The organism is Streptomyces corchorusii, from assembly GCF_001514055.1.
Lineage (GTDB): Bacteria > Actinomycetota > Actinomycetes > Streptomycetales > Streptomycetaceae > Streptomyces > Streptomyces olivaceoviridis.
In genome coordinates, this window is the sequence record NZ_KQ948360.1 from 159,476 (window position 1) to 183,772 (window position 24,297).

Below are 24,297 nucleotides of genomic sequence, written 5' to 3' on the forward strand. Positions count from 1 at the left end.
CTTCACGCGCACCTCGGCCCACACCGTCTTGCGCGGCGCGGGCCCGTGCGCCGTACCCCAGCGCTCCGCCAGCGCCTCCACCAGGAGCAGCCCCCGCCCGCCGACCGAGTCCGGTTCCGGACGGCCGAGTTCGGGCAGCAGGTCACCGCGCGTGTCGGTCACCTCGATACGGAGCGTGTCCCCGACGGCGTACAACGTCAGCCGGAAGTCCCGGCCGGCCACCCGGCCGTGACCGGCCGCGTTGGCGGCGAGCTCGGCCACGATCAGCTCCGCCGGGTCCAACGGCAGCCCCCAGGACCGCAGTTGCTCCCTGGCGAGCAGCCGGGCGAGACGGGCCCCGCGGGGCGTGGGGGAGAGCCGCGCGGTGAAGTTCGGGACGGGGGTGGAGATGTGGGTGGAGATTTCCTGGTTCACATCACCCAGAGTGGGGCGTGCCTGCTAACTCTGAACAGTGACGACGCGGTTGCGTAGGGTCACTGTCCAGCGCGTGTCCGGTGGTGTCCGGGCATGTCGAGAAGGGGGTGCGGTGTGAGTGAGGAAGAGGAGCCGGGCTGGGAGGTCGAGCCGGACGACGAGTGGGGCGTCGCCGTCATCGCGACCGTCGGCCGCCAGCTGAGGCTGCGCCGGGAAGCGGTGGGCATGCGCGCCGCCGACTTCGCCAGGGCCGTGGGCTACAGCGAGGACATGGTCTACAAGGTCGAGTCGGGCAAGCGGATTCCGAGGCCGGAGTACCTCGACAAGGCGGACAAGGTCCTGGACGCGGGTGGGTTGCTCGCGGCGATGAAGGAGGACGTGGAGAAGGTCCGGTACCCGAAGAAGGTTCGGGCGCTGGCGGAGAGGGAGGCGAAGGCGGTGGAAATCGGGGTGTACGAGACCAGCAACATCCACGGCTTGTTACAGACTCCCGAGTACGCCCGTGCCCTTCTGGAGTGCTGGCAGCCCGCCTATGCGCCGAAGGACCTGGAGCGGCGGGTATCCGCTCGTGTGGCTCGGCAGTCCATCTTCGAGAGGTCCCCCGCTCCTTCCCTGAGCTTCGTCCTGGAAGAGGCGACTCTGCGCCGCAAGGTTGGGGGCACAATGGTGCGGCGACAGCAGTTCGAACGCCTGCTGGAAATCGGGCGGTTGAGCAACATCACGCTTCAAGTGATGCCGCTGGACAGCCCGCCGCACCCCGGCATGAGCGGGAGGATCGAGTTGCTCAAGTTCGAGGACGGCACAGCTGTTGGCCGGTCCGACGGCGCATTCAGCGGCCGTCCCGTCTCGAACCTGCGGGAGCTGCGCGTCCTTGAGCTGCGGTATGGCACCATCCGGGCGCAGGCTCTCCCCCCTGGGGAGTCGCTGGCCCTCATCGAGCACGTGCTGGGAGAGACATGATCCGCTGGTTCAAGAGCAGTTACAGCAGTGGTCCTGATGGCGACTCCTGCGTAGAGGTTGCGATGACCCCCGCCACCATCCACATCCGCGACTCCAAGCAGGACAACGGCCCCCTCCTCACCGTCGCCCCCTCCACCTGGACGGAGTTCGTCTCCTACGCCGCCCGGCGCTGAACTAGCCGGTGAGGCTCGTCTCGTGGACCGTGTCGAGTCTCGCCTCCTTGCCGGTGCGTTCCAGGCGCAGGTGGGCCGAACGGCCGCTCAGCGTCAGCGTCATGAGCTGGTTGCCGAACCACGGCCCACCCCGCTTGCGCCACCGCACCGGTGGCCGGGGGGTGCGGCCGTGCCGGGCGAGCAGGCGGCCCAGGAAGCGGGCGGGCGCGCTCCAACCGACGCGGAAGCCGATCCGCATGGCCGCCGGCACGGAGTTGTGCACGGGTGAGCAGGTGAGCTGGACGACGGGGACACCGAGGTCGCCGGAGCGCCAGGTGGCCTCGGCGATGTAGCCGTGGTGCACGTCCCCGGAGAGCACGCACACACTCGCCGGGGCGCCCGGTGCCGCCGCGACGTCGGCTATGAGGCCGGCGAGGTCGGCGAAGGAGCGGGGGAAGGCCGCCCAGTGCTCCAGGTCGGCCCCGCGCCGCAGCCACTCGCCGAAGCGGGCCCAGCGGTCGCCGCGTTCGCCGGCGCACAGGGCCGCGTCCCAGCCCTCGGTGTCGTGCACCAGGTGCGGCAGCAGCCAAGGCAGCGAGGTGCCGATCAGGAGGTGGTCGTAGGCGCCCTCGTCGTCCAGGACCTGTGCGCGCAGCCAGTCGGCCTCGCCCGGGTCGAGCATGGAGCGGCGGCCCTCCTCCAGGACCCGTGCGGCCCGGGAGTCGACCATCACCACCCGGACCCGGCCGAAGTCGCGCCGGTAGCTGAAGCGGACCGTCGAGGAGTCGGCGTCGGCCTGTTCGGCCAGGGCGCGCAGTGCCTTCGTACCGTCCGGGGTGGCGCGGACGGCGGCCCAGGTGGGGTCGTCGTCCAGTTCGGCGGGGGACAGGTTGCCCAGGTGCTGGTGGACCCAGTACGACATGAGGCCGCTCAGCAGCCGTTCCTGCCACCAGCCGGTGGCGCGCATGTCGGCGAGCCAGGAGGCGGAGGTGTTCCAGTCGTCCACGATGTCGTGGTCGTCGAAGATCATGAAGCTGGGCACGGTGGACAGCAGCCAGCGGACCTCCGGGTCGAGCCAGGATTCGTAGTAGAGGTGGCAGTACTCCTCGTAGTCGGCGACCTGGCCGCCGGGCGGTTCGTCGAGGTTCCGGCGGCCGGCCAGCCAGCGCCGGGTCTCCTCGGAGGTCTCGTCCGCGTAGATCTGGTCGCCCAGGAGCAGCAGGACGTCGGGGCGGTCGGCGCCGGGGTCGGCCGACAGCCGGCGGGCCAGGGTGTCGAGGGCGTCGGGGCCCACCGGGTCCTTGCCGTCCGCCGGGGGCGCGGCCCAGCGGCACGACCCGAAGGTGACGCGGACGGCGTCGCCGGTGCCGGGCGTGCGGATGACGGAGGGCGGGAAGCGGGAGTCGGGCAGCGGCCACACCGGGGTGTCGTCGAGGAACACCTCGTAGGAGGGGGCGGTGCCCGGCTGGAGCCCGGTCACCGTGACGAGCGCGTAGTGGTGCCCGGCCACCTGGAAGGTGGCGGCCGTGCCGCCCGCGCCGTCGGAACAGCGCACCCGCGCCGTGCAGGGCCCGCTCGTCTCGACCCACACGGTCGCGCGGGAGCCGTCGGTGTACCGCAGCAGCGGTCCCAGACGCAGTTCGGCCACGTCATCGCCTTCCTGTCGCATCCGTACGGAGAGGAACGACCCCCGCGACGGTACAGCGGCGGTACGGGCGTCTGGGAGCCGTCTGCGCGGGCACGTGTGAGGAGAACCGGGCGGGCGGCCCGGTGAGAGGTGCGGCGGAGAGGCGGTGTCGTGACCGAGCACGGGCGGGCGACGGAGGCACGGGAGACCCGGGACACGACGGGCGAGGACGACCTGCTGCGGGGGTTCGCGGTGGACGACCGGCAGCCGGAGCGGCCGGTGCTGCTGGACGCCGGCGGCCGGCCGGTCGAGACCTGGCGGGAGAACCACCCCTACGACCACCTGATCGGCCGGCGCGAGTACGAGCGGACCAAGCGCGTCCTCCAGATCGAACTGCTCAAGCTCCAGCGCTGGGTGAAGGACACGGGGCAGCGGATCGTCGTGGTGTGCGAGGGGCGGGACGCGGCCGGCAAGGGCGGCACCATCAAGCGGTTCACCGAGCGGCTGAACCCCCGGGGGGCCCGCGTGGTGGCGCTGGACAAGCCGACCGAGCGGGAGGCGGGGCAGTGGTACTTCCAGCGGTACGTGACGCACCTGCCGGCCCGCGGGGAGATGGTCTTCTTCGACCGGTCCTGGTACAACCGGGCCGGGGTCGAGCGGGTCATGGGGTTCTGCACGGAGGACGAGCACCGGCAGTTCCTGCGGCAGGCCCCGCTGTTCGAGCGGCTGCTCACCGACGACGGCATCCTGCTGGTGAAGTTCTGGTTCTCGGTGTCCCGCGCCGAGCAGCGGACCCGGTTCGCGATCCGGCAGGTCGACCCGGTGCGCCGCTGGAAGCTCTCCCCGACCGACCTGGCCTCCCTCGACCGCTGGGACGAGTACACCGCGGCCAAGGTCGACATGTTCCGGGCGACCGACACCGCGCACGCGCCCTGGACGGTCGTGAAGAACAACGACAAGCGGCGGGGCCGGCTGGAGGCGATGCGCAGCCTCCTGGACCGCTTCGACTACCCGGCCAAGGACCACGCGGCGGTCGGCACCCCCGACCCGCTGGTCGTCGGCGCGGCGGACACCCTGCTCGAACCGGGTGAGGAACCCACGGCCCTGTCGCCGACCCCGCTGGCCGGACCGGGCGGCGGACCCGGGAACCACCCGGACCCCGCGGTTCCCGCCGGCCGCGGCCACAGGTGAGGAGGAGCCCGGACCATGGGAACGGTGGTGCACGTCCCGCAGACACGGGACATGATCGGGGACGAGCTCTCCGGCGACGAGGCCTTCACCGCGCTGCGCCGCTACGGGGGCGCGCGCCTGCTGCTCGACGCCTTCTCCCGGTTCCGCTACGCCGACGGCTTCACCAACGCCCGCGCCCTCGGCTTCCAGATCGTGCTGGGCCTGGTGCCGTTCACCATCGCGCTCGTCGGCCTCGCCACGGCCGCGCACACGGAGAGCCTGGGGCGGATCGTCGAGCTGACCCTGGGCAGGATCGTGCCGGGCGCCAGCGCCGACGTGGTCCGCGAGGCGCTGCGCGGCACCCGCCGCACCGCCGGCTCCGACGCGTGGAGCACCGTCGCGCTCTGCCTGGGGCTGGCCTTCTCCGTCCTCAACCTGGCCTCGGCGATGGGCCAGGTGGAGCGGGGCGCCAACCGGATCTACGGCATCGAACGGGACCGGTCCTTCCCGCGCAAGTACGGCAGGGCCGTGCTGCTCGCCTTCGCCGCAGGCGTGCCCATGGTCCTGGGCTTCCTGGTCCTGGTCGCCGGCCGGGCCGTGACCGCCGCGACGGCCGAGGCGCTGGGCACCTCCCGGCCCCCGGCGTGGTGGGGCGCCCTGGAGGTGCCCGTGGGAACGGCCCTCGCCTGGATCGCCTCCGCCGTCATCCTCCGCTGGTCGCCGCGCCGGGACCAGCCCGGGTACACCTGGCTGGCCTTCGGTTCCGCCGTCCACCTGGTGCTGTGGGTCACCGCGACCTGGCTGCTGACGCTCTACGTCTCCCGCAGCGGCTCCTTCGGCGCCGTGTACGGGCCGCTCACGGCCTTCGTGGCCCTGCTGCTGTGGGCCAACCTGACCGGGGTCGCCCTGTTCCTGGGCATCGCGTTCGCCGCGCAGCTGGAAGCGGCCCGCGCCGGTCTCGGCCGTGCCGTGCGGCCGGACCCGGGGCCGGGCCCCTGAGCCCGGCCCCGAGGCGCGGGTCAGGACGACTTCACGATGCGGCGGACGTTGTCGATGGAGCCGCACCCGGCCTTCAGCTGACGCTCACGCTCCTCCCGGAACGCCGCGCCCAGCTCCGCGCGCCGCTCCGCCGCCACGTTCTCGCGCGCCCCGTTGAGGATCGTGCGCTCCTCCTCGTCGGCGTGGTGGGTGACGGCCTCCACCAGCGCCTCCAGCTTCTCGTCCCACTCCTCGGAGCCGATCTCCTCGACCTCCAGGAGTTCCAGCAGGGCCTCGTTGCCCTCGTCGTGCTCGTGCTCGCCGTGCTCGACCTCTTCGTCGTCGATGTTCTTGTACCGCTTCAGGGCGGGGTAGACCTCGGCCTCCTCGGCCAGCGCGTGCGCGATCAGCAGGTCCGCGAACTCCTCCAACGCGGACGCACGGTCGGCCTCCACGCTGCGCATGAGGCGGAACAGGTCCTCCATACGCCGGTGGTCCTGGAGGATCAGCTCGACGACATCCCGGGTTTCGGCCATGGAACGGGCACCACTTTCGTACGTACGGGCACTACCGTGCCAACGGATGGGTTCCCACCGACTACCCCCACCGTCCGCGTTGATGGCCTCCCGGCTCCGCGCTGTACCTTCGTCCTCACGTCGTAGAGGAGAGTCAACGTGAGCAAGTTCGTGCGGCCGGCGGCCGAGGGCGCCGACCCCTTCGGCACCGCCCGTCTGCGTCGCGGTGTCCTCGACGCCTGGGCGACCAGCCCCGCCCGGTTCCGGGAGGACGCCAACGCCGAGGAGGACCTGGTCCTCGGGGGATACCGGGACCGGCTCGTCGTCGAGCTGGCCCAGAACGCGGCTGACGCCGCCGCGCGGGCGCAGGTGCCGGGGCGGTTGCGGCTCACCCTCCGCGACGGCGTGCTCGTGGCCGCGAACACCGGGGCCCCGCTGGACGCGGCCGGTGTCGAGTCGCTGTCCACGCTGCGGGCCTCCGCGAAGCGGGACGCCGAGGCCACGCCCGGCGCCGTCGGCCGGTTCGGGGTCGGGTTCGCCGCCGTGCTCGCCGTCACCGACGAACCGGCGATCGTGGGGCGGCACGGGGGTGTGCGCTGGTCCCTCGCCGAGGCCAGGGAACTGGCCGCCGACACCGCCCGGCACAGCCCCGGGCTCGGGGACGAGGTGCGGCGGCGGGACGGGCACGTGCCCCTGCTCCGGCTGCCCTTCGCCGCCGAGGGCACCGCTCCCGAGCCGTACGACACCGCCGTCATCCTGCCGCTGCGGGACGCCGCCGCCGCCGACCTCGCCGAACGGCTGCTCGACGGCATCGACGACGCCCTGCTCCTCGCCCTGCCGGGGCTGGCGGAAGTCGTCGTGGAGGTCGGCGACGGAGCTCCCCGCACGCTCAGCCGGCGTACCGACGGCCCCTTCACCATCGTGGAGGACTCCCGGGACGGCATCACCAACTGGCGTACGGCCTCGGCGAACGGGGCGCTCACGCCCGAGCTCCTCGCCGACCGGCCGGTCGAGGAACGGCTGCGGCCGCACTGGTCGGTGACCTGGGCCGTGCCCGTCGACGCCTACGGCGCCCCGGCCCGGCCCCGAACGAGCCCCGTCGTGCACGCGCCGACGCCGAGCGACGAGCCCCTCGGTGTGCCCGCCCTGCTCATCGCCTCCTTCCCGCTGGACACCACCCGCCGGCACGCGGCGCCCGGCCCGCTCACCGACTTCCTGGTGGAGCGCGCCGCCGACGCCTACGCCGGACTGCTCGCCTCCTGGCGGCCGGTGCTGCCCGGGATCATCGACCTCGTGCCGGGGCCGCTCGGCAAGGGCGCGCTGGACGGGGCCCTGCGGCAGGCCGTGCTGGAGCGGCTGCCGCGTACCGCCTTCCTGCCCCCGGCCGTCGAGGCGAAGGGCGACGACGAACTGCCGGAGGCGCTGCGGCCCCGCGACGCCGAGATCGTGGAGGGCGCCGGCGCCGACACCGTGCGGGTGCTCGCCGAGGTGCTGCCCACCCTGCTCCCGGCGGGGCTGGAGCGGCGCGCCGAGCTGCGCACCCTCGGGGTGGCCCGGCTGCCGCTCGCCGACGCCGTCGACCGGCTCGCCGGGCTGGAGAAGGAGCCGCAGTGGTGGTGGCGGCTGTACGACAGCCTCGCCGGGGTCGACCCCGAGCGGCTGTCCGGGCTGCCGGTGCCTTTGGCCGACGGAAGGACCACGATCGGGCCCCGGCAGGTGCTGCTGCCCGCGCCGGACGCCGCCCGGATCGACCCGGACGTGCTCGGGCGGCTCGGGCTGAAGGTGGCGCACGCGGACGCCGCGCACCCGCTGCTGGAGAAGCTCGGCGCGCTGCCCGCGACCCCGCGCGCGGTACTGACCACCCCTCAGGTGCGGGCCGCCGTCGCGGGCTCGCTGGAGGACGACGGCGCCCTCGGCTGGGAGGAGGACGCGCCGGACGCCGAGGAGCTGGCCGACACGGTGCTCGCACTGGTGCGGGACGCGGGACTCGAACCGGGGGACGAGCCCTGGCTGGGCGCCCTCGCGCTGCCCGACGAGGACGGGGAACTCGCGCCCGCCGGTGAGCTGGTGTTCCCCGGCAGCCCCTTCGCCCGGGTCATCCGGGAGGGTGAACTGGCCGCCGTGGACGCCGACCTGGCGCAGAGGTGGGGTGAGCAGCCGCTCGCCGCGTGCGGGGTGCTCGCCGGCTTCGCCCTCGTCCGGGCCACGGACGTCGTCCTGGACCCGGACGAGCTGGAGCCCCGGGACGGCGACTACGCCGAGCCCGACGACGCCGGTCTGCTGGACGCCGTGGACGTGTGGTGCGAGGACATCCTCGACCGGTTCCCGGACAGCCCGGTGCCGCCGGTCGCCACCGAACTCGTCGCCGTCCGTGACCTGGACCTGGTGGACGACGACCACTGGCCCGAGGCGCTCGCCCTGCTGGCCCGGCCGCCGCTGCGGGACGCCCTCATCCAGCCCGTGCGCGTCCTGCTGCCCGACGGCACCCATGAGGTCGTACGGCCGTACACCGCGTGGTGGCTGCGCGGGCACCCGGTGCTCGACGGGCGGCGCCCGGCCGGGCTGCTCGCGACCGGCGGGGACCCGCTGCTGCGCGGGCTGTACGACGAGGCCGACGCCACCGGGTTCGAGGACGAGCAGGTGCTGCGGGCGCTCGGCGTGCGCACCTCGGTCGGCGCGCTGCTGGACGAGCCCGGCGGCGCCGCCGAACTGCTGGACCGCCTCGCCGACCCGGAGCGGCCCGTCACACCCGCCCAACTGCACGGGCTGTACAGCGCGCTGGCGGAGCTGGACCCCGAGCAGGTGACCCTGCCGGACGAGCTGCGGGCCGTGGTCGACGGGCGCGTGGAGGTCGTGGACGCCGGGTCGGCCGTCGTGGTCGACTCGCCGGACCTGCTGCCGTTCACCTCGGGTGTGCCGCTGCTGCCGGTCCGGCCGGCGCGGGCCGCCGAGCTGGCCGAGCTGTTCCAGGTGCGGCGGCTGAGCGAGTCCGTCACCGGTGAGGTGCACTCCGAGGGGACCGAGCACGACGTACCGGACGCGGTACGGGTGCTGCTCGGGCCGCGTACGCCGGACACCTACGTCGAGCACGAGGAACTCGTCGTGGACGGCGTGGAGATCGACTGGCGGCTCACCGACGACGGCGTGCCGCACGCGGCCACCCTGGAGGGGGTCGCGGCGGGGCTGGCCTGGGCGGCGGGGCAGTGGCCCCGGCGGTTCGAGGTGGCCGCGCTGCTGGAGGACCCGTCGCGGACGGAAGAGCTGGCGCGGGACCGGTGGTTCGACTGACCCCGGCCGGTTCCGCCGGGGCCGGCACCCGCTGAAACACGTCCGCACAAAATTTTCACGACTCGTACAACCTTTCACTCCGTCCCCGCGTCACATCTGCGGAGTCACCCGACTCCCCAGATCTCAACGTGGGGACCTCACATGCGCATGCGTGCCTCTGTCGCCGTCGTCGGCGGCGCCCTGGCCCTGTCCGCCCTCGCCGTCCCGGCCGCCCAGGCCGACGGCGGCTACGGCGACACGAAGATCACCAAGGTGGTGGTCGACGGTGACAACAAGGTGCAGATCGGCATCTCCAGCGCGGTGACCGTCAAGGTCAGCGTCACCGCCACGGACAACTCCGGCATCAAGGGCGCCGACGAGTTCACCCTCTACGGCCCCGACAACGGGTACGCGGGCACGGGCAAGCCCACCTGCACCAAGGTCAACGCCACCACCGCCACCTGCACCGCCTCGGTGAAGATCGACCCGAAGACGGACTACCTCACCAACAAGAGCGCCGGCACCTGGTACGTGGACGCGTGGGTCGACGCCAAGGACGGCGACTTCATCTGGAAGCAGAAGGCCGGCTCCTTCTCCTTCCAGCGCGCCGCCCGGCTCACCGCCAACGCCTCCCCGGAGCCGGTGAAGAAGGGCAAGACCGTCACCGTGACGGGCGCCCTCACCCGCGCCAACTGGGAGTCGCTGAAGTACGGCGGCTACGGCTCGCAGTCCGTGAAGCTCCAGTTCCGCAAGAAGAGCTCCAGCACCTACACCACGCTGAAGACCATCAAGGCGGACACCAAGGGCAACCTGAAGACGACGACCACCGCCACGGTCGACGGCTACTTCCGCTTCTCCTTCGCGGGCGGCTCGACCACCTCGGCGGTCAACGCCACGGGTGACTTCGTCGACGTGCAGTAAGCGGCACGCCTCCGGCCCCGGGAGTGCCTGCCGTCGCTCCCGGGGGCGGAACGTTCCTTCTCAGTTGTGTCATGTGCTGGTAATCCCGGGCCCAAATCTGGCCGGAAAGCGGTCTTGCCGTACAACCCGCCCCCTGCCTCGCGGATCTGATCGCGTGAGTCGACCGACTCCACGATCACTTCTCCCTCCAGGGGAACGCACATGCGCATACGTGCCACCGTGGCCGCCGTCTCCGGCGCCCTGGCCCTTTCCGCCTTCGCCGTCCCGGCCGCACACGCCACCGGTGACTCCGGCACGCCGTACACGCTGAACGTCAGCTTCTCGAACGTCACCATCGCCAAGGCGATCAAGGTGGGCACCACCAACGAGGTCAGTGCCACCTACTCGTACACGCTGACGCACGGTTCGGACGTGAACATCGGGGCGAAGGACTTCTACTCCGACGCCTTCCTCTACAAGGGCTCGTACGACACCTCGACCGCCGAGCTGTACGGCGACGACCCGGCGACCTGCACCCCCGTCACGACGACGACGGCCACCTGCAAGGGCACCGTCGACATCTACCCGGCCGACGGGGACCTCAAGAGCGCCTGGGCCGGTTCCTGGGGCGTGGCCGCCGAGGCCGTCGCCTTCAACGGCCAGGACCAGAACAACCCCGACCTGAGCAAGGTCGGCTACAAGGACAAGAGCGGCCTCGGCAGCACCCTGGTGCAGCGCTACTCCAAGCTCACGGCCAACGCGGGCCCCGAGCCCGTCGGCAAGGGCAAGACCCTCACGGTGACGGGCAAGCTGACCCGGGCGAACTGGGACGACCACCTGTACCACGGCTACACCAGCCAGCCGGTCAAGCTCCAGTTCCTCAAGGCGGGCACGTCCACCTGGACCACCGTCAAGACGGTGTACACGGACTCGTCCGGCAACCTGAAGACCACCACCACCGCGAACTACGACGGCTACTGGCGCTACAGCTTCGCGGGCACCTCGACCACCCCGGCGGTCAACGCCGCGTCCGACTACGTCGACGTGCAGTAGCGGCACCCCACCGGACTCAGTCCGGGAAGCGGCGGCCGACCCACCTCCACAGGTACTCCAGGGCGGCCGCCGCCACCGCGGCCACGCCGACCGCCGTCCACGGCAGCTCCATGCCGACCAGCTTCAGCGCGAAGAAGTCCTGGAGCGCCGGGATCGCGAGGACCAGCAGGAAGGCCACGGCCATCGCGGCCACCAGGGCCACCCGCCACCAGGTGTAGGGACGGGCGATGATCGCCAGGACCCACATGGAGATCAGGAACAGCGTCAGGGTGGCCGCGCTCGTCTCCGCGGCCAGCGCGCCGGGGCCGGTGTAGTGGTGCCGCGCCAGCAGGTACGTGGCGAAGGTCGCGACCCCGGCCAGCACCCCGCCGGGGACCGCGTACCGCATCACCCGGCGCACGAAGTGCGGTCTCGCCCGCTCCTTGTTCGGCGCGAGGGCCAGGAAGAAGGCCGGGACGCCGATGGTGAGCGTGGACAGCAGGGTCAGGTGCCGGGGCAGGAACGGGTACTCCACCTGCCAGCACACCACCAGCACCGCCAGCAGCACCGAGTAGACCGTCTTCACCAGGAACAGCGTCGCCACGCGCGTGATGTTGCCGATCACCCGGCGGCCCTCGGCGACCACCGAGGGCAGGGTCGCGAAGCTGTTGTCCAGCAGCACGATCTGGGCCACCGCCCGCGTGGCCTCCGAACCGGAGCCCATGGCGACCCCGATGTCCGCGTCCTTCAGGGCCAGCACGTCGTTCACGCCGTCCCCGGTCATCGCGACCGTGTGCCCGCGCGACTGGAGCGCGCCCACCATGTCCCGCTTCTGCTGCGGGGTCACCCGCCCGAAGACGGTGCCCGCGTCCAGGGCCTTCGCCATCTCCGGCCGCTCGGCGGGCAGCCGCCGCGCGTCCACCGCCGTGCCCTCCAGGCCCAGCTTCGCGGCGACCGCCCCGACCGAGACCGCGTTGTCACCGGAGATGACCTTGGCGCGGACGTCCTGCTCGGTGAAGTAGCGCAGGGTGTCGGAGGCGTCGGGCCGCAGCCGCTGTTCCAGGACGACCAGGGCGGCGGGGCGGGCGCCCCGGGCCGGCTCGGCGTCGTCCAGGTCGCGGTGCGCGCGGGCCAGCAGCAGCACGCGCAGGCCCTGCTCGTTCAGGCGCTCGGTCTCGGCCAGCGCCGGGTCGTCGGCGCCGAGCAGCACGTCCGGGGCGCCCAGCAGCCAGGTGCTGGTCTCGCCGTCGCCCTCGCTGAACGCGGCCCCGCTGTACTTGCGGGCGGAGGAGAAGGGCAGCGACTCCACGCAGCGCCAGTCGTCGCTGTCCGGGTAGGCGTCGATGATCGCCTGGAGGGAGGCGTTGGGGCGCGGGTCGGACTCGCCGAGCGCGCCGAGCACCTTGCGCAGGTACGTCTCGTCCGCGCCGTCCAGCGTCCGCAGCTCGGTGACGTCCATGCCGCCCTCGGTGAGCGTGCCGGTCTTGTCCAGGCAGACGGTGTCGACGCGGGCCAGACCCTCGATGGCGGGCAGCTCCTGCACGAGGCACTGCTTGCGGCCGAGCCGGATGACGCCGATCGCGAAGGCCACGGAGGTGAGCAGCACCAGCCCCTCGGGGACCATCGGCACGATCCCGCCGATGGTGCGGGCGACGGAGTCCTTCAGGTCGTCGTTCTTCACGACGAGCTGGGTGATGACGAGTCCGACGGCCGCCGGGACCATCATCCAGGTGACGTACTTCAGGATCGTGGAGATGCCGGTGCGCAGCTCGGAGTGGACGAGCGTGAACCGGGACGCCTCCTCGGCGAGCTGGGCGGCGTAGGCCTCGCGGCCGACCTTGGTGGCGGTGAAGGCGCCGCTGCCCGCGACCACGAAGCTCCCGGACAGCACCGGGTCGCCGGGGCGTTTGACGACGGGGTCGGCCTCGCCGGTGAGCAGCGATTCGTCGATCTCCAGCCCGTCCGCCTCCGCGCACACCCCGTCGACCACGACCTTGTCGCCCGGACCGATCTCGATGAGGTCGTCCAGGACGATCTCATGGGTGGCCACCTCGGTCGCGACCCCGTCCCGCCGTACCGTCGGCCGGGCCTCCCCGATCACCGCGAGCGAGTCCAGGGTCTGCTTGGCCCGCCACTCCTGGACGATGCCGATGCCGGTGTTGGCGAGGATCACGAAGCCGAAGAGGCTGTCCTGGATCGGCGCCACGAACAGCGTGACCAGCCACAGGACGCCGATGATCGCGTTGAACCGGGTGAAGACGTTGGCCCGGACGATCTCCCCCAGCGACCGGCTGCTGCGCACCGGTATGTCGTTGACGAGGCCCCGGCCGACGCGGTCCGCGACCTCGGCACCGGTCAGTCCGGTCGCGGGGCGCCCCGGCAGGGCCACGGGATGCACGGGGTCGAGTTCGGCGCCCGCGTCTATATGGCTCATGCAGTCGACGGTACGTGCGATATCGCCCGCCCGCCCACCAAACGGGCCCGGGGACGGAGCCCCGGCGGCCGGCCGGGCTATTCGGCCGACATCGCCCTCGACGCTGCCGCCCGCCTCAGCGCAGCGTCCCGCTTGCGCACGTACCAGACCCCGATCAGTCCCAGCCCGCCCCCGGCCAGGCACGTCCACAGCCACCACAGGTGCCCGTGGTCCTCGAACCAGCCGTAGAAGGGGAGCTGGACCAGGAAGAGCACGAACCACACGAGGGTGCCGCCGGTGATCGTGGCGACCACGGGCCCCTCCAGGGGCTCCGGCGCCTCGTGCTTGGGGGTCCACTTAGCCATGCGCACAGCTTAAGCGCCGTCAGGGTCTACGCGCGGAGATAGCGATCTGCCCCTTATACGTTCATACTGAAACCGTTTGTCTTTGACCGCTTCTGATCGTAGGAAACTCCAACGGGGCTCGGGGGAACCCCGCTGGTGATGAGGTCCCGCATGTCCACCTCGGCACCTGCCAAGGTCCCCACCCCCGAGAAGCCGGGTGGCGCGCCCGCCTTTGGCGCCCTCGACCGCTACTTCAAGATCTCCGAGCGCGGCAGCAACCTCGCCCGTGAGGTCCGCGGCGGTTTCGCCACCTTCTTCGCGATGGCGTACATCATCGTGCTGAACCCGATCATCCTCAGCAGCGCGAAGGACATGTACGGGCACCACCTGGACAACGGCCAGCTGGTGACGGCGACCGCGCTGACGGCCGCGTTCTCCACGCTGCTGATGGGCGTCATCGGCAACGTGCCGATCGCGCTCGCCGCCGGCCTCGGCGTGAACTCGGTCGTCGCCCTCCAGCTCGCGCCGCGCATGTCCTGGCCGGACGCCATGGGCATGGTCGTCCTCGCCGGTTTCGTGGTCATGCTGCTGGTCGCCACCGGTCTGCGCGAGCGCGTGATGAACGCCGTGCCGTTCGGTCTGCGCAAGGCGATCTCCATCGGTATCGGCCTGTTCATCATGCTGATCGGCCTGGTCGACTCCGGTTTCGTCACCCGTATCCCGGACGCCGCCCAGACCACCGTCCCGGTCCAGCTCGGCACCGGCGGTCACCTCACCGGCTGGCCGGTGCTGATCTTCATCCTGGGCGCGCTGCTCACCTTCGCGCTGATCGTCCGCAAGGTGCCGGGCGCGATCCTCATCTCCATCGTCGGCATGACCGTCGTCGCGGTGATCATCAACGCGGTCGCCACGATCCCGTCCTGGGGCCTGACGGTCCCGAAGTGGCCGGGCAACCCGGTCGCCACCCCCGACTTCGGCCTGGTCGGCCAGGTGAGCCTGTTCGGCGGCTTCTCCAAGGTCGGCGTGCTGACCGGCATCCTCTTCGTCTTCACGGTCCTGCTGTCGTGCTTCTTCGACGCGATGGGCACGATCATGGGCATCAGCGACGAGGCCAAGCTGACGGACGCCGAGGGCTACATGCCGGGCATCAACAAGGTCCTCTTCGTGGACGGGCTCGCGGTCGCGGCGGGCGGTGCCAGCTCCTCCTCGGCCACCACCGCCTTCGTGGAGTCCACGGCCGGCGTCGGCGAGGGCGCCCGTACCGGCTTCGCGAACGTCGTCACGGGCGGCCTGTTCGCCGTCGCGCTGTTCCTCACCCCGATCGCCACGATGGTCCCGTCCCAGGCGGCCACCCCGGCGCTGGTCGCGGTCGGCTTCCTGATCCTGTCGAACTCCATCAAGGAGATCGACTGGGCGGACTACACCATCGCGATCCCGGCGTTCGTGACGATGCTGATGATGCCGTTCACCTACTCGATCACGAACGGCATCGGCATGGGCTTCATCACCTTCACGGTGCTGCGGCTGGTCGCCGGGCGGGCCCGGGAGATCCCGGCGGCGATGTACGTCGTCTCGGCGGTCTTCGCCTTCTACTACCTGATGCCGGCCCTGGGCCTGACCTGACCGGCGGGCGTCAGGTGACGCCGTAGAACCTCTCCGTCTCCTCGACGGCGGTCTGGAACCGCTCGTCGAAGTCATCCCGAATGAGCGTCCGGACGACATAGTCCTGGACGCTCATTCCTCTTCTCGCCGCGTGCTGCCGGAGCCGTTCGAGCAGCTCCCCGTCCATCCGCAGGCTGAGCACACTGGTCCCCATGCCTACGAGGGTCGCCACAGCCGGCCGTCCGATGCGTCCATTTCCGGACCCGGCTCACCCGTTCGGGTGATCTGAGGGTTCAGTGGCGGGAGTCACGGGCATCCTGGGCACGCCCGACTGGTCTTTAGCGAGAGTAATGAGTTACGCTAAAGAACATGCCGGACCTTACCCATGGCGACGACGCAGCCGCCGTGAACGCACTCCGCTCCGCAGTGATGCGGTTGTCCCGTCGGCTCAAGCACCAGCGGGTCGACGAGTCGCTGAGCCCCACCGAGATGTCGGTGCTCGGCACCCTCGCCCGCTGCGGCTCCGCCACCCCGGGCGAACTGGCCCGCAAGGAGCACGTCCAGCCGCCGTCGATGACCCGCATCGTCGCGCTGCTCGAAGCCAAGGGGCTGGTCAGGCTGGAGCCGCACCCCGAGGACCGGCGCCAGAAGGTCGTCACCCAGACCGAGCAGGCCGAGGCCATGCTCGAAGAGAGCCGCCGCAAGCGCAACGCCTTCCTGGCCGGCCTGGTCGAGGGCCTGGACGAGGACGAGTGGGCCGCCCTGCGCACCGCCGCCCCCGTGCTGGAGAAGCTCGCACACCTGTAAGCGCGTCATCCGAGGAGGCGAACCCTTTTGAGTACGGGATCCGGAACACCTTCCGCCCCCGCACCGGCCACCCCTACCAACCCTGTCGTTTCCCGTAAGTCCTCGATGTTCAGCTCGCTGAAGATCCGGAACTACCGCCTCTTCTTCATCGGCCAGGTCGTCTCCAACACCGGCACCTGGATGCAGCGCATCGCCCAGGACTGGCTGGTCCTCAGCCTCACCGGCTCCTCCGCGGCCGTCGGCATCACGACGGCCCTCCAGTTCCTGCCGATGCTGCTGTTCGGTCTCTACGGCGGCGTCCTCGTGGACCGCCTGCCCAAGCGCCCCGCCCTGCTGGTCACCCAGAGCGCGATGGCCCTCACCGGTCTCGTGCTCGCCGCGCTGACCCTCTCCGGGTACGTCCAGGTCTGGCACGTCTACGTCGCCGCCTTCGCCGTCGGCCTCGCCACGGTGGTCGACAACCCGGCCCGGCAGTCCTTCGTCTCCGAGATGGTCGGCCCCGAGCAGCTTCAGAACGCGGTCAGCCTGAACTCGGCGAACTTCCAGTCGGCCCGGCTGGTCGGCCCCGCCGTCGCCGGCCTGATGATCACCGGGGTGGGCACCGGCTGGGCGTTCCTCGCCAACGGCCTGTCCTTCGCCGCGCCGATCGCCGGCCTGCTGCTGATGCGCGCCCGCGAGCTGCACGTGGTCGAGCGCGCGCCGCGCGGCAAGGGCCAGCTCCGCGAGGGCCTGCGGTACGTGGCGAAGCGGCCGGAGCTGATCTGGCCGATCGTCCTGGTCGGCTTCATCGGCACCTTCGGCTTCAACTTCCCGGTGTGGCTGTCCGCCTACGCGGACCACGTCTTCGACGCCGGAGCCGGTGCCTACAGCCTCTTCAACACCCTGATGGCCGTCGGCTCCCTGGTCGGCGCCCTGCTGGCCGCCCGGCGCGGCACGGCCCGGCTGCGCGTGCTGATCGCCGCCGCGCTGGCCTTCGGCGCGCTGGAGACCGTGGCCGCTGTGGCGCCGTCGTACTGGCTGTTCGCGCTGCTCATGGTCCCGATCGGGGTCTTCGGCCTGACGGTGAACGTCACCGCGAACACCGCCGTGCAGATGGGCACCGACCCGGCCATGCGGGGCCGGGTGATGGCCCTGTTCATGATGGTCTTCATGGGCGGCACGCCGCTGGGCGCGCCGGTGGTCGGCTGGATCACCGACACCTACGGCGCCCGGATCGGCTTCGCGGCCGGCGGTGTGGTGTCGGCGGCCGCGGCCGGGGCGATCGGCCTGGTCCTGGCCCGCATCGGCGGCCTGCGCCTGTCGGTGGGCTGGCACCGCGGCCATCCGCGGGTCCGGTTCGTGCCGCGCGAGCGGGAGCGGCTGGCCACGGCGGCGTGAGCCTCCCGGGCCGCCCCGTCAGCGTCCGCCCGGAGGGTCCTGGTCGACCCTCCGGGCCAGCACCTGTCCCGGCCAGTCGTCCGGGCCGTGGGTGTAGGTGTGCGTCGGGGTGAAGCCGTTGGCCTCGTAGTAGGCGACGAGCCGGCGGTCGCCGCCCGCGTAGCAGTCCACCCGGAGCAGGCCCACGCCGGCCCGCCGGGTCGTCTCGGCGGCGTGCGCGAGCAGCGCGCTGCCCACGCCCTGCCCCTTGAAGCGGCGGTCGGAGGCGAGCCAGTGGATGTACCGCTCGGGCTCGCCGGGCGGCGGGAGGTGGGACAGGTAGGCGCCGGGCCCGTCGGTGAGCGTGAGCGTGGCGGCCGGTACGCCGTCCACCTCGGCGATGTACGGGGTGCCCTCGGCCAGGGCGCGCGCGACCGCCTCGACGGTCCTGGCGTGCCCCGACAGCGGCTCGGTGCCCCACTGGCCGGTCCGCCCCTGTGAGACGAGCCACTCCACACTGCTGTCGAGCATGCCCAGTATCGCGGGCAGGTCGTCGGGGCCGCCTTCGCGGATGGTGATCGCCATGAGCCCATGATGCCCGCCGGGGTCTGGGATCGTGAGGCGTATGAGACTCTTCGCCGCCGTGCTGCCCCCCGGGGACGTCGTGGAGGAACTCGCCGCGGAGGTGACCCGGTTGAGGCGGCTGCCGGGCGCCGGCCGGCTGCGCTGGACCGCCCGCCCCGGCTGGCACTTCACCCTCGCGTTCTACGGCGAGGTCGCCGACGACGTCGTACCCGCCCTGTCGGACCGCCTGGCCCGCGCGGCCCACCGTACGGCCCCCTTCCCGCTCTCGCTCGCGGGCGGCGGCCAGTTCGGCCGGGGCCGGGCGCTGTGGACGGGCGCCCGGGGGGACGTGGAGGCGCTGCGGCTGCTCGCCGACCGGGCGGAGGCGGCGGCGCGGAAGGCCGGGGTGCCGATGGGGGAGCACCGGCGCTACACGGCCCATCTGACGCTGGCCCGCAGCCGGGACGCGGTGGACGTACGGCCGTATGTGGCGGCGCTCACGGAGTTCGCCGGCGAGAGCTGGACCGTGGCCGACCTGGCGCTGGTGCGCAGCCGGCTGCCGACGTCCGGGGTGCCGGGGGAGCAGCCGCGGTACGAGGTGGTCGAACGGTGGGCGCTGGGCGAGGCCGGTTAGTCTCGAATACGTGGACCCGAAAACCCGGAACCGGATCATGGCCGGTGCGCTTGTGTTGATGTTCGTGGTGGTGGCCTTGGCGTCGGCCGTCAGGTAGCGGTCGGTTCAGGCGCCCGCGCGGCGGAGCCGCATGTCGAACGCAGCCCCGCCGCCCCTTCGGGCGCTGACCCTTTCCGGCGTCTACCAGGCGAACGCCTCCGGGGACGGGCCCGGGCCCGGGAAGATCTCGTCCAGGCCGGCCAGCAGGTCCTCGCCGAGCTCCAGCTCGACCGCCCGGAGGGCCGACTGAAGCTGTTCGGCGGTGCGCGGGCCGACGATCGGGCCCGTCACGCCGGGGCGGGTCAGCAGCCAGGCCAGGGCCACCTCGCCGGGCTCCAGGCCGTGCTTGTCGAGCAAGTCCTCGTAGGACTGGATCTGCGCGCGGGCCGCCGGGTCCTTCAGGGTGTCCGCGGCCCGGCCGGAGGCGCGGCGACCGCCCTGCACCTCCTTCTTGATGACCCCGCCCAGCAGACCGCCGTGCAGCGGCGACCAGGGGATGACCCCGAGGCCGTAGTCCTGCGCGGCCGGGATGACCTCCATCTCGGCGCGGCGCTCGGCCAGGTTGTACAGGCACTGCTCGCTGACCAGGCCGATGGTGCCGCCGCGGCGGGCGGCGGTCTCGTTGGCCTGGGCGATCTTGTAGCCGGGGAAGTTGCTGGAACCGACGTAGAGGATCTTGCCCTGCTGGACGAGGACGTCGATCGCCTGCCAGATCTCCTCGAACGGGGTGCTGCGGTCGATGTGGTGGAACTGGTAGAGGTCGATGTGGTCCGTCTTCAGCCGCTTCAGGCTGGCGTCCACCGCGCGCCGGATGTTCAGCGCGGAGAGCTTGTCGTGGTTGGGCCATGCCTCGCCGTCGCCGGCCATGTTGCCGTACACCTTGGTGGCGATGACGGTCTTGTCGCGCCGGCCGCCGCCCTTGGCGAACCAGTTGCCGATGATGGACTCGGTCCGGCCCTTGTTCTCGCCCCAGCCGTACACATTGGCCGTGTCGAAGAAGTTGATGCCCGCGTCCAGCGCCGCGTCCATGATCGTGTGACTGTCGGCCTCGTCGGTCTGCGGACCGAAGTTCATCGTCCCGAGGACGAGCCGGCTGACCTTGACTCCTGTGCGTCCGAGCTGCGTGTACTTCATGGTCCACCAGCCAACGGCTTGGAGTGCGCTCTATGCAAGGCCTGTTGAGGGCAGGGAGCCGCCCTCGTGGTGCGCGATCACGCCGAGCCGGTTGGCCGCGTTGATCATGGCGACCAGGTAGACCAGCGCGGTGCTCTGCTCCTCGTCGTAGTGTTCGCGCACCCCGGCCCACGTCTCGTCGGACACGCCCGGGTGGGCGTCGGCGATCCGGGTGCCCTCCTCGGCGAGCGCCAGCGCGGCCCGCTCGGCCCCGGTGAACACGGTGGAGCGGCGCCAGGCTGCCACCAGGTGGAGACGGGCCGCGCTCTCGCCGGCTTTCGCGGCCGTCTTGGTGTGCAGGTCGACGCAGAAGCCGCAGCCGTTGATCTGGCTGGCGCGCAGCATCACCAGCTCCTGCGTGCTCCGGGGCAGCGCCGACCGCGTGATCCCGAGGCTGACGTCGGCGAACCGCTTGCCGAGCTCGGCGCCGAGGTCGTTCGTCATCAGGTGCAGACGGGGTTCCATGTCGTGGTCCTCATCGGAAGGGTCCGGTACCGCGCCACGTCGTCGGCGCGGCGTCCTGTCGACCACGAGATGCCGGCCGGCCCGCCGGTGTGACGACCCCGGGCGTGTGACCTGCGCCACTCCGCGGCCGGGGCCGACGTGGGGTCGGAGGGGCACCGTAGGGTGCGCGCGGCGGCGATGCGCCGGGAGGTGCGGCACGACCGCTGGTGGGCGTACGGGTGAGCGGGGTCAGTCGCGGGGGAAGTCGCCGGTTTTGAGGACGAGGTCGACGACGGTGCCGGTCAGGTCGATGTCGGTGCCGAAGTCCACCCGCGTACTCACGGCGTAGTCGCCGTCCTTGGGGTCGGTGTGGAGGTGGCACCGCCGCTGGTAGGGGTCGGCGATGAGGTAGACGGGCACCTCGGCGGCGGCGTAGGCCGTCCGCTTGGGGCCGTAGTCGTTGTGTGCCGTGCCCTTGGAGACGACCTCTGCGACGAACTCGACGTCGCCGCAGCGCCAGAGACCCCCGGGCGTCTTCTCGGCGCCCTCGGCCACGAGAGTGACGTCGGAGCAGAATCCGTTGAGATGGCCCGGGTAGTCGATGCGGACGTCCGACTTGACGCGCTTGCGCGGGTACTTGGTGCGCAACTGCTCGACGATGTCCAGGATGATCTCCCAGTGGGTGTCCCGCTGCGGCGTCATGAAGACGGCCCCCCCGACGATGTCGACCTTGTATCCCTCGGGGGTGGTCCGCTCAAGCGACTCGAACAGGGCGTCCAGAGCCGGCTCGTCGCTCTCCTCGGCCATCTCGGTCCTGTCTTCGAGGACGGTCATCGTGGCGCTCCTCCCCGGCTGCCCGCGCAAAGGTGCAGCCGCGCGGTACAACGATAGGCAGCATGGCGAGGAGACGCCGGGTTTCGGTCAGCTTGTTCCCGCCGCGTACACCTGTCCGACCCCCCACGCCTCCCGCATCGCCCCCGCGAACGCCTCCGCTATCAGGTGCTCCCCGCGCGCGTTGGGATGCGTGCCGTCGTAGGTGTCGGTGTCGAGGTCGTACCCCTCGGGCGGCGAGGCCAGCAGGAGCGGCGAGCGCGGCTCGTCCAGGTCGGCCACCGCCTTGGCGAGCAGCACGTTGAACCGCTCGACCTGCTCGGCGAAGGGCGCGTCGGCCGCCGCCCGGATGTTCGGGATGACCGGCAGCAGCACCATCCGGATGCGCGGGTCCGCCTCCCGGGCGCCCGCCACGAAGGCCCGTACGTTCTCCGCGGTCTGCTCGGCGTTCGTGTAGAAGCCGAGGTCGATCAGGCCCAGGGAGACCAGGAGGACGTCGGGGCGGTGGGCGCGCACCGCGTCGCCGATCAGCGGGGCCATGTGCAGCCAGCCCTCGCCCCAGCCCGCGAGGTGGCCGCGCGGGAAGCCGGGGTCGGCGTAGTCGAGGGACGTCGGGGCGTCGGCCTGTTTGTCGTACAGCGTCTCGCGCGGCCCGACGAAGGTGACCGGGCCGCCGTACGCCACGCACAGGTGCTGCCACAGCCGGTAACGCCATGTGTGTTCGCCCGCGCTCCCGATCGTCATGGAGTCGCCCACGGGCATGAACTTGAGCATCCGGTCATGATGGACGATCGCCGTGACCCATGGGGCCGGTGGTGCCTGTGAGGCGGACCACGTCGTCCGGTCCCTGGCGGACACGTGCCCTGAACCCCCCTCGGGAATGGCAGGCTTGGGGCATGCGTCGATCGTTCGCCGTCCTCGCCGGGGTGCTGCTCGCCGGTGCCTGCGCGCTGCCCGCCTCCGCCGAGGGAACCGCCGATGGAGCGGGTGACCAGGGGTTCACCCTCAAGGACCCGCGGATCACCGAGTCCAGCGGGCTCGCCGCCTCCCGGCTGCACCCCGGCGTCTACTGGACGCACAACGACAGCGACGACGGGCCGTACCTCTACGCCGTGGACAGCGCGACCGGGAAGACCGTCGCCCGGATCACCCTGCGCGGCATCGGCTCCCCGCGTGACGTCGAGGCCATCTCCATCGGGCCGCACAACGAGATCTACGTCGGTGACATCGGCGACAACTTCGGCGGCAAGTGGCCCTACGTGTGGATCTACCGGCTGCCCGAGCCGAAGGACCTGAGGGACCAGACGGTCACGGCCACGCAGTACGTCGTGAAGTATTCCGACGGGCCGCGCGACGCCGAGTCGCTGCTCGTCCACCCGAAGACCGGGCGCGTCTACATCATCGACAAGAAGGAGGACGGCGGGCACCTGTACGAGGGCCCGGCCACCCTTTCCACCTCGGGCGCGAACGTCTTCAAGCCCATCGCCGCCGTCGACCTGTGGGCCACCGACGCCGCGTTCTCCCCGGACGGCCGGGACCTCGCCGTGCGCGGCTACTTCGGCGGCATCCACTACCTCTGGAACGGCGGCCGCATCAAGCGCGAGGGGCGCCTGGACGTCCCGTTGCAGGGGCAGGGGGAGTCCGTGTCGTACTCCGCCGACGGCACCAGGCTGATGTACGGCAGCGAGGGCGCGGACAGCGCCGTACAGGCCGTCGACGCGCCCGGCCGGCCCGACGCCGGGTCACCCTCGAAGGGGGGTTCCGGCACGTCGGCGGACGAGGGCGGCGGGGGGAGCCTCAAGGTCGGTGCCGTGATCGTCGCGGTCGGTGTGGCGGCCCTGTTCGGCCTGCGGCGGCTGCGGCGCGGCTGAACGGGGCGCGGTCCGCCCGGCAGCGACGAAGGGGCGCCCGGTGGTGCCGGGCGCCCCTTCGGCCAACCGTGTCCGGGGACGGTCAGAGCTTCTCGATCACGTAGTCGACGCACTTCGTCAGCGCCTCGACGTCCGCCGGGTCGACCGCCGGGAACATCGCGATGCGCAGCTGGTTGCGGCCGAGCTTGCGGTACGGCTCGGTGTCCACGATGCCGTTCGCGCGCAGCACCTTGGCGACGGCGGCGGCGTCGATCTCGTCGGAGAAGTCGATCGTGCCGATGACCTGCGAGCGCTTGGCCGGGTCGGAGACGAACGGGGTGGCGTACTTGGCCTCCTCCGCCCAGGAGTACAGCCGGGTCGAGGAGTCCTTCGTCCGGGCCGTGGACCAGGCGAGACCGCCCTGGCCGTTCAGCCACTCCAGCTGCTCGTTGAGCAGGAAGAGGGTGGCGAGGGCCGGGGTGTTGTACGTCTGGTTCTTGCGGGAGTTGTCGATCGCGGTCGGCAGGCTGAAGAACTCCGGGACGTGCCGGCCGGAGGCGTGGATCCGCTCGGCGCGCTCGATCGCGGCCGGGGAGAAGACGCCGATCCACAGGCCGCCGTCGGAGGCGAAGGACTTCTGCGGGGCGAAGTAGTAGACGTCGGTCTCGGCGACGTCGACCGGGAGGCCGCCCGCGCCGGAGGTGGCGTCCACGAGGACCAGCGCGCCCTCGTCGGCGCCGGCCACGCGCTTGATCGGCATGGCGACACCGGTGGAGGTCTCGTTGTGGGTGAAGGCGTAGACGTCGACGCCCGCCTCGGCCTGCGGCTCCGGGTGGGTGCCGGGGTCGGAGGCGATGACGGTGGGCTCGGCCAGCCAGGGCGCGGCCTTGGCGGCCTTGGCGAACTTCGAGGAGAACTCGCCGAAGTTCAGGTGCTGCGACTTGTTCTCGATCAGCCCGTGCGTGGCGATGTCCCAGAAGGCGGTGGAGCCGCCGTTGCCGAGGACGACCTCGTAGCCCTCGGGGAGGGAGAACAGCTCGGAGATGCCCTCGCGGACCTTGCCGACCAGGTTCTTCACCGGCGCCTGCCGGTGGGAGGTGCCCAGCAGGGAGGTGCCGGTGGCGGCGAGGGCGTCCAGCGCCTCGGTGCGCACCTTGGAGGGGCCGGCGCCGAAGCGTCCGTCGGCGGGCTTGATGTCTGCGGGAATCTGGATGTCGGCCACGGG

At 71.7% G+C, this 24,297-nt stretch carries 23 protein-coding genes and 1 pseudogene; 12 read left to right on the top strand and 12 right to left on the bottom strand.

Translation table 11 applies throughout. The features are described 5' to 3' along the window. Positions 1-6: 6 nt before the first annotated feature. Positions 7-414, bottom strand: a pseudogene (locus AQJ11_RS46280) (ATP-binding protein); the annotation flags it as partial. Between the two features lie 93 nt (positions 415-507). Here AQJ11_RS46280 and AQJ11_RS26245 point away from each other — a divergent pair. Beyond that, positions 508-1,374 carry a helix-turn-helix domain-containing protein gene (locus AQJ11_RS26245; RefSeq protein WP_059264591.1) on the top strand — a complete coding sequence of 289 codons (867 nt, stop codon included), beginning with the start codon at positions 508-510 and terminating at the stop codon, positions 1,372-1,374. Further along, positions 1,371-1,547, top strand: a complete 177-nt coding sequence (locus AQJ11_RS26250; RefSeq protein WP_059264592.1) for a DUF397 domain-containing protein — start codon at positions 1,371-1,373, stop codon at positions 1,545-1,547. Before AQJ11_RS26245 ends, AQJ11_RS26250 begins: the two co-directional genes overlap by 4 nt. A 1-nt stretch (position 1,548) precedes the next feature. On the opposite strand, the gene AQJ11_RS26255 is transcribed toward AQJ11_RS26250, so the two are convergent. Beyond that, positions 1,549-3,174, bottom strand: a complete 1,626-nt coding sequence (locus AQJ11_RS26255) for an alkaline phosphatase D family protein (RefSeq protein WP_059264593.1) — start codon at positions 3,172-3,174, stop codon at positions 1,549-1,551. A gap of 150 nt (positions 3,175-3,324) precedes the next feature. Between AQJ11_RS26255 and ppk2 the strand changes: the two genes are divergently transcribed. Beyond that, complete coding sequence (gene ppk2, locus AQJ11_RS26260) at positions 3,325-4,344, top strand: polyphosphate kinase 2 (protein ID WP_059264594.1); 1,020 nt, start codon at positions 3,325-3,327, stop codon at positions 4,342-4,344. A gap of 15 nt (positions 4,345-4,359) precedes the next feature. Next, on the top strand, positions 4,360-5,322 hold the full coding sequence (locus AQJ11_RS26265) for a YihY/virulence factor BrkB family protein (RefSeq protein WP_014673386.1): 963 nt from the start codon (positions 4,360-4,362) through the stop codon (positions 5,320-5,322). Between the two features lie 20 nt (positions 5,323-5,342). On the opposite strand, the gene AQJ11_RS26270 is transcribed toward AQJ11_RS26265, so the two are convergent. Continuing rightward, complete coding sequence (locus AQJ11_RS26270; RefSeq protein WP_059264595.1) at positions 5,343-5,837, bottom strand: hemerythrin domain-containing protein; 495 nt, start codon at positions 5,835-5,837, stop codon at positions 5,343-5,345. Between the two features lie 138 nt (positions 5,838-5,975). Here AQJ11_RS26270 and AQJ11_RS26275 point away from each other — a divergent pair, with 138 nt between their 5' ends. The 3 genes from AQJ11_RS26275 to AQJ11_RS26285 all read left to right on the top strand — a co-directional run bounded on the left by AQJ11_RS26275 (position 5,976) and on the right by AQJ11_RS26285 (position 11,036). After that, positions 5,976-9,104 carry a sacsin N-terminal ATP-binding-like domain-containing protein gene (locus AQJ11_RS26275; RefSeq protein ID WP_059264596.1) on the top strand — a complete coding sequence of 1,043 codons (3,129 nt, stop codon included), beginning with the start codon at positions 5,976-5,978 and terminating at the stop codon, positions 9,102-9,104. Positions 9,105-9,245: 141 nt separating this feature from the next. Beyond that, positions 9,246-10,004 (top strand): hypothetical protein, encoded by a 759-nt coding sequence (locus AQJ11_RS26280; protein ID WP_014673383.1) that lies wholly within the window; start codon positions 9,246-9,248, stop codon positions 10,002-10,004. A 201-nt stretch (positions 10,005-10,205) separates the two neighbouring features. After that, positions 10,206-11,036, top strand: a complete 831-nt coding sequence (locus AQJ11_RS26285; RefSeq protein WP_014673382.1) for a hypothetical protein — start codon at positions 10,206-10,208, stop codon at positions 11,034-11,036. Between the two features lie 16 nt (positions 11,037-11,052). Here AQJ11_RS26285 and AQJ11_RS26290 read toward each other — a convergent pair whose 3' ends face one another. Further along, positions 11,053-13,449 (bottom strand): HAD-IC family P-type ATPase, encoded by a 2,397-nt coding sequence (locus tag AQJ11_RS26290; RefSeq protein ID WP_041665297.1) that lies wholly within the window; start codon positions 13,447-13,449, stop codon positions 11,053-11,055. A gap of 77 nt (positions 13,450-13,526) precedes the next feature. Beyond that, positions 13,527-13,793: a DUF2530 domain-containing protein gene (locus AQJ11_RS26295; RefSeq protein ID WP_041665951.1), complete on the bottom strand. Its 267-nt coding sequence runs from the start codon at positions 13,791-13,793 to the stop codon at positions 13,527-13,529. A 150-nt stretch (positions 13,794-13,943) separates the two neighbouring features. Here AQJ11_RS26295 and AQJ11_RS26300 point away from each other — a divergent pair, with 150 nt between their 5' ends. Then, positions 13,944-15,395 carry an NCS2 family permease gene (locus tag AQJ11_RS26300; RefSeq protein WP_014673379.1) on the top strand — a complete coding sequence of 484 codons (1,452 nt, stop codon included), beginning with the start codon at positions 13,944-13,946 and terminating at the stop codon, positions 15,393-15,395. Positions 15,396-15,405: 10 nt separating this feature from the next. On the opposite strand, the gene AQJ11_RS26305 is transcribed toward AQJ11_RS26300, so the two are convergent. Next, positions 15,406-15,588, bottom strand: coding sequence for a ribbon-helix-helix protein, CopG family (locus AQJ11_RS26305; protein WP_041665950.1), 183 nt, complete (start codon positions 15,586-15,588; stop codon positions 15,406-15,408). A gap of 155 nt (positions 15,589-15,743) precedes the next feature. Here AQJ11_RS26305 and AQJ11_RS26310 point away from each other — a divergent pair, with 155 nt between their 5' ends. Together AQJ11_RS26310 and AQJ11_RS26315 are read left to right on the top strand one after the other, a co-directional pair. Beyond that, positions 15,744-16,181, top strand: a complete 438-nt coding sequence (locus tag AQJ11_RS26310; RefSeq protein WP_041665295.1) for a MarR family winged helix-turn-helix transcriptional regulator — start codon at positions 15,744-15,746, stop codon at positions 16,179-16,181. A 105-nt stretch (positions 16,182-16,286) separates the two neighbouring features. Next, positions 16,287-17,558 carry an MFS transporter gene (locus AQJ11_RS26315; RefSeq protein ID WP_059264597.1) on the top strand — a complete coding sequence of 424 codons (1,272 nt, stop codon included), beginning with the start codon at positions 16,287-16,289 and terminating at the stop codon, positions 17,556-17,558. A gap of 18 nt (positions 17,559-17,576) precedes the next feature. Here AQJ11_RS26315 and AQJ11_RS26320 read toward each other — a convergent pair whose 3' ends face one another. Continuing rightward, on the bottom strand, positions 17,577-18,122 hold the full coding sequence (locus AQJ11_RS26320; RefSeq protein ID WP_059264598.1) for a GNAT family N-acetyltransferase: 546 nt from the start codon (positions 18,120-18,122) through the stop codon (positions 17,577-17,579). A gap of 40 nt (positions 18,123-18,162) precedes the next feature. Between AQJ11_RS26320 and thpR the strand changes: the two genes are divergently transcribed. After that, positions 18,163-18,735 (top strand): RNA 2',3'-cyclic phosphodiesterase, encoded by a 573-nt coding sequence (gene thpR / locus AQJ11_RS26325; RefSeq protein ID WP_059264599.1) that lies wholly within the window; start codon positions 18,163-18,165, stop codon positions 18,733-18,735. A gap of 180 nt (positions 18,736-18,915) precedes the next feature. On the opposite strand, the gene AQJ11_RS26330 is transcribed toward thpR, so the two are convergent. From AQJ11_RS26330 to AQJ11_RS26345, 4 genes are all read right to left on the bottom strand, one after another. After that, positions 18,916-19,908 (bottom strand): aldo/keto reductase, encoded by a 993-nt coding sequence (locus AQJ11_RS26330; protein ID WP_059264600.1) that lies wholly within the window; start codon positions 19,906-19,908, stop codon positions 18,916-18,918. Between the two features lie 30 nt (positions 19,909-19,938). Continuing rightward, positions 19,939-20,412: a carboxymuconolactone decarboxylase family protein gene (locus AQJ11_RS26335; protein ID WP_059264601.1), complete on the bottom strand. Its 474-nt coding sequence runs from the start codon at positions 20,410-20,412 to the stop codon at positions 19,939-19,941. A gap of 228 nt (positions 20,413-20,640) precedes the next feature. Then, complete coding sequence (locus AQJ11_RS26340) at positions 20,641-21,225, bottom strand: Uma2 family endonuclease (protein ID WP_059264602.1); 585 nt, start codon at positions 21,223-21,225, stop codon at positions 20,641-20,643. A gap of 87 nt (positions 21,226-21,312) precedes the next feature. Next, the gene (locus tag AQJ11_RS26345) at positions 21,313-21,996 is read right to left on the bottom strand and encodes an SGNH/GDSL hydrolase family protein (RefSeq protein WP_059264603.1); all 684 of its coding nucleotides are present in this window, start codon (positions 21,994-21,996) and stop codon (positions 21,313-21,315) included. 122 nt (positions 21,997-22,118) lie between these two features. Here AQJ11_RS26345 and AQJ11_RS26350 point away from each other — a divergent pair, with 122 nt between their 5' ends. Then, a complete protein-coding gene (locus AQJ11_RS26350) occupies positions 22,119-23,093 on the top strand; it encodes a TolB-like translocation protein (RefSeq protein ID WP_059264604.1) in 975 nt (324 codons plus the stop codon). Positions 23,094-23,175: 82 nt separating this feature from the next. Here AQJ11_RS26350 and serC read toward each other — a convergent pair whose 3' ends face one another. Beyond that, a complete protein-coding gene (serC, locus tag AQJ11_RS26355; protein WP_014673368.1) occupies positions 23,176-24,294 on the bottom strand; it encodes a phosphoserine transaminase in 1,119 nt (372 codons plus the stop codon). Between the last annotated feature and the right edge of the window lie 3 nt (positions 24,295-24,297).

Bases quoted from the DNA above. Each gene is read 5' to 3' on its own strand.
- AQJ11_RS26350 (WP_059264604.1), top strand. From the start codon at position 22,119: ATGCGTCGATCGTTCGCCGTCCTCGCCGGGGTGCTGCTCGCCGGTGCC.
- AQJ11_RS26305 (WP_041665950.1), bottom strand. From the start codon at position 15,588: ATGGGGACCAGTGTGCTCAGCCTGCGGATGGACGGGGAGCTGCTCGAA.
- AQJ11_RS26290 (WP_041665297.1), bottom strand. From the start codon at position 13,449: ATGAGCCATATAGACGCGGGCGCCGAACTCGACCCCGTGCATCCCGTG.
- AQJ11_RS26280 (WP_014673383.1), top strand. From the start codon at position 9,246: ATGCGCATGCGTGCCTCTGTCGCCGTCGTCGGCGGCGCCCTGGCCCTG.
- thpR (WP_059264599.1), top strand. From the start codon at position 18,163: ATGAGACTCTTCGCCGCCGTGCTGCCCCCCGGGGACGTCGTGGAGGAA.
- AQJ11_RS26335 (WP_059264601.1), bottom strand. From the start codon at position 20,412: ATGGAACCCCGTCTGCACCTGATGACGAACGACCTCGGCGCCGAGCTC.
- AQJ11_RS26285 (WP_014673382.1), top strand. From the start codon at position 10,206: ATGCGCATACGTGCCACCGTGGCCGCCGTCTCCGGCGCCCTGGCCCTT.
- AQJ11_RS26300 (WP_014673379.1), top strand. From the start codon at position 13,944: ATGTCCACCTCGGCACCTGCCAAGGTCCCCACCCCCGAGAAGCCGGGT.
- AQJ11_RS26270 (WP_059264595.1), bottom strand. From the start codon at position 5,837: ATGGCCGAAACCCGGGATGTCGTCGAGCTGATCCTCCAGGACCACCGG.
- AQJ11_RS26320 (WP_059264598.1), bottom strand. From the start codon at position 18,122: ATGGCGATCACCATCCGCGAAGGCGGCCCCGACGACCTGCCCGCGATA.
- AQJ11_RS26245 (WP_059264591.1), top strand. From the start codon at position 508: ATGTCGAGAAGGGGGTGCGGTGTGAGTGAGGAAGAGGAGCCGGGCTGG.
- AQJ11_RS26295 (WP_041665951.1), bottom strand. From the start codon at position 13,793: ATGGCTAAGTGGACCCCCAAGCACGAGGCGCCGGAGCCCCTGGAGGGG.
- AQJ11_RS26310 (WP_041665295.1), top strand. From the start codon at position 15,744: ATGCCGGACCTTACCCATGGCGACGACGCAGCCGCCGTGAACGCACTC.
- AQJ11_RS26265 (WP_014673386.1), top strand. From the start codon at position 4,360: ATGGGAACGGTGGTGCACGTCCCGCAGACACGGGACATGATCGGGGAC.
- AQJ11_RS26340 (WP_059264602.1), bottom strand. From the start codon at position 21,225: ATGACCGTCCTCGAAGACAGGACCGAGATGGCCGAGGAGAGCGACGAG.
- AQJ11_RS26345 (WP_059264603.1), bottom strand. From the start codon at position 21,996: ATGCTCAAGTTCATGCCCGTGGGCGACTCCATGACGATCGGGAGCGCG.
- AQJ11_RS26250 (WP_059264592.1), top strand. From the start codon at position 1,371: ATGATCCGCTGGTTCAAGAGCAGTTACAGCAGTGGTCCTGATGGCGAC.
- AQJ11_RS26330 (WP_059264600.1), bottom strand. From the start codon at position 19,908: ATGAAGTACACGCAGCTCGGACGCACAGGAGTCAAGGTCAGCCGGCTC.
- AQJ11_RS26315 (WP_059264597.1), top strand. From the start codon at position 16,287: ATGTTCAGCTCGCTGAAGATCCGGAACTACCGCCTCTTCTTCATCGGC.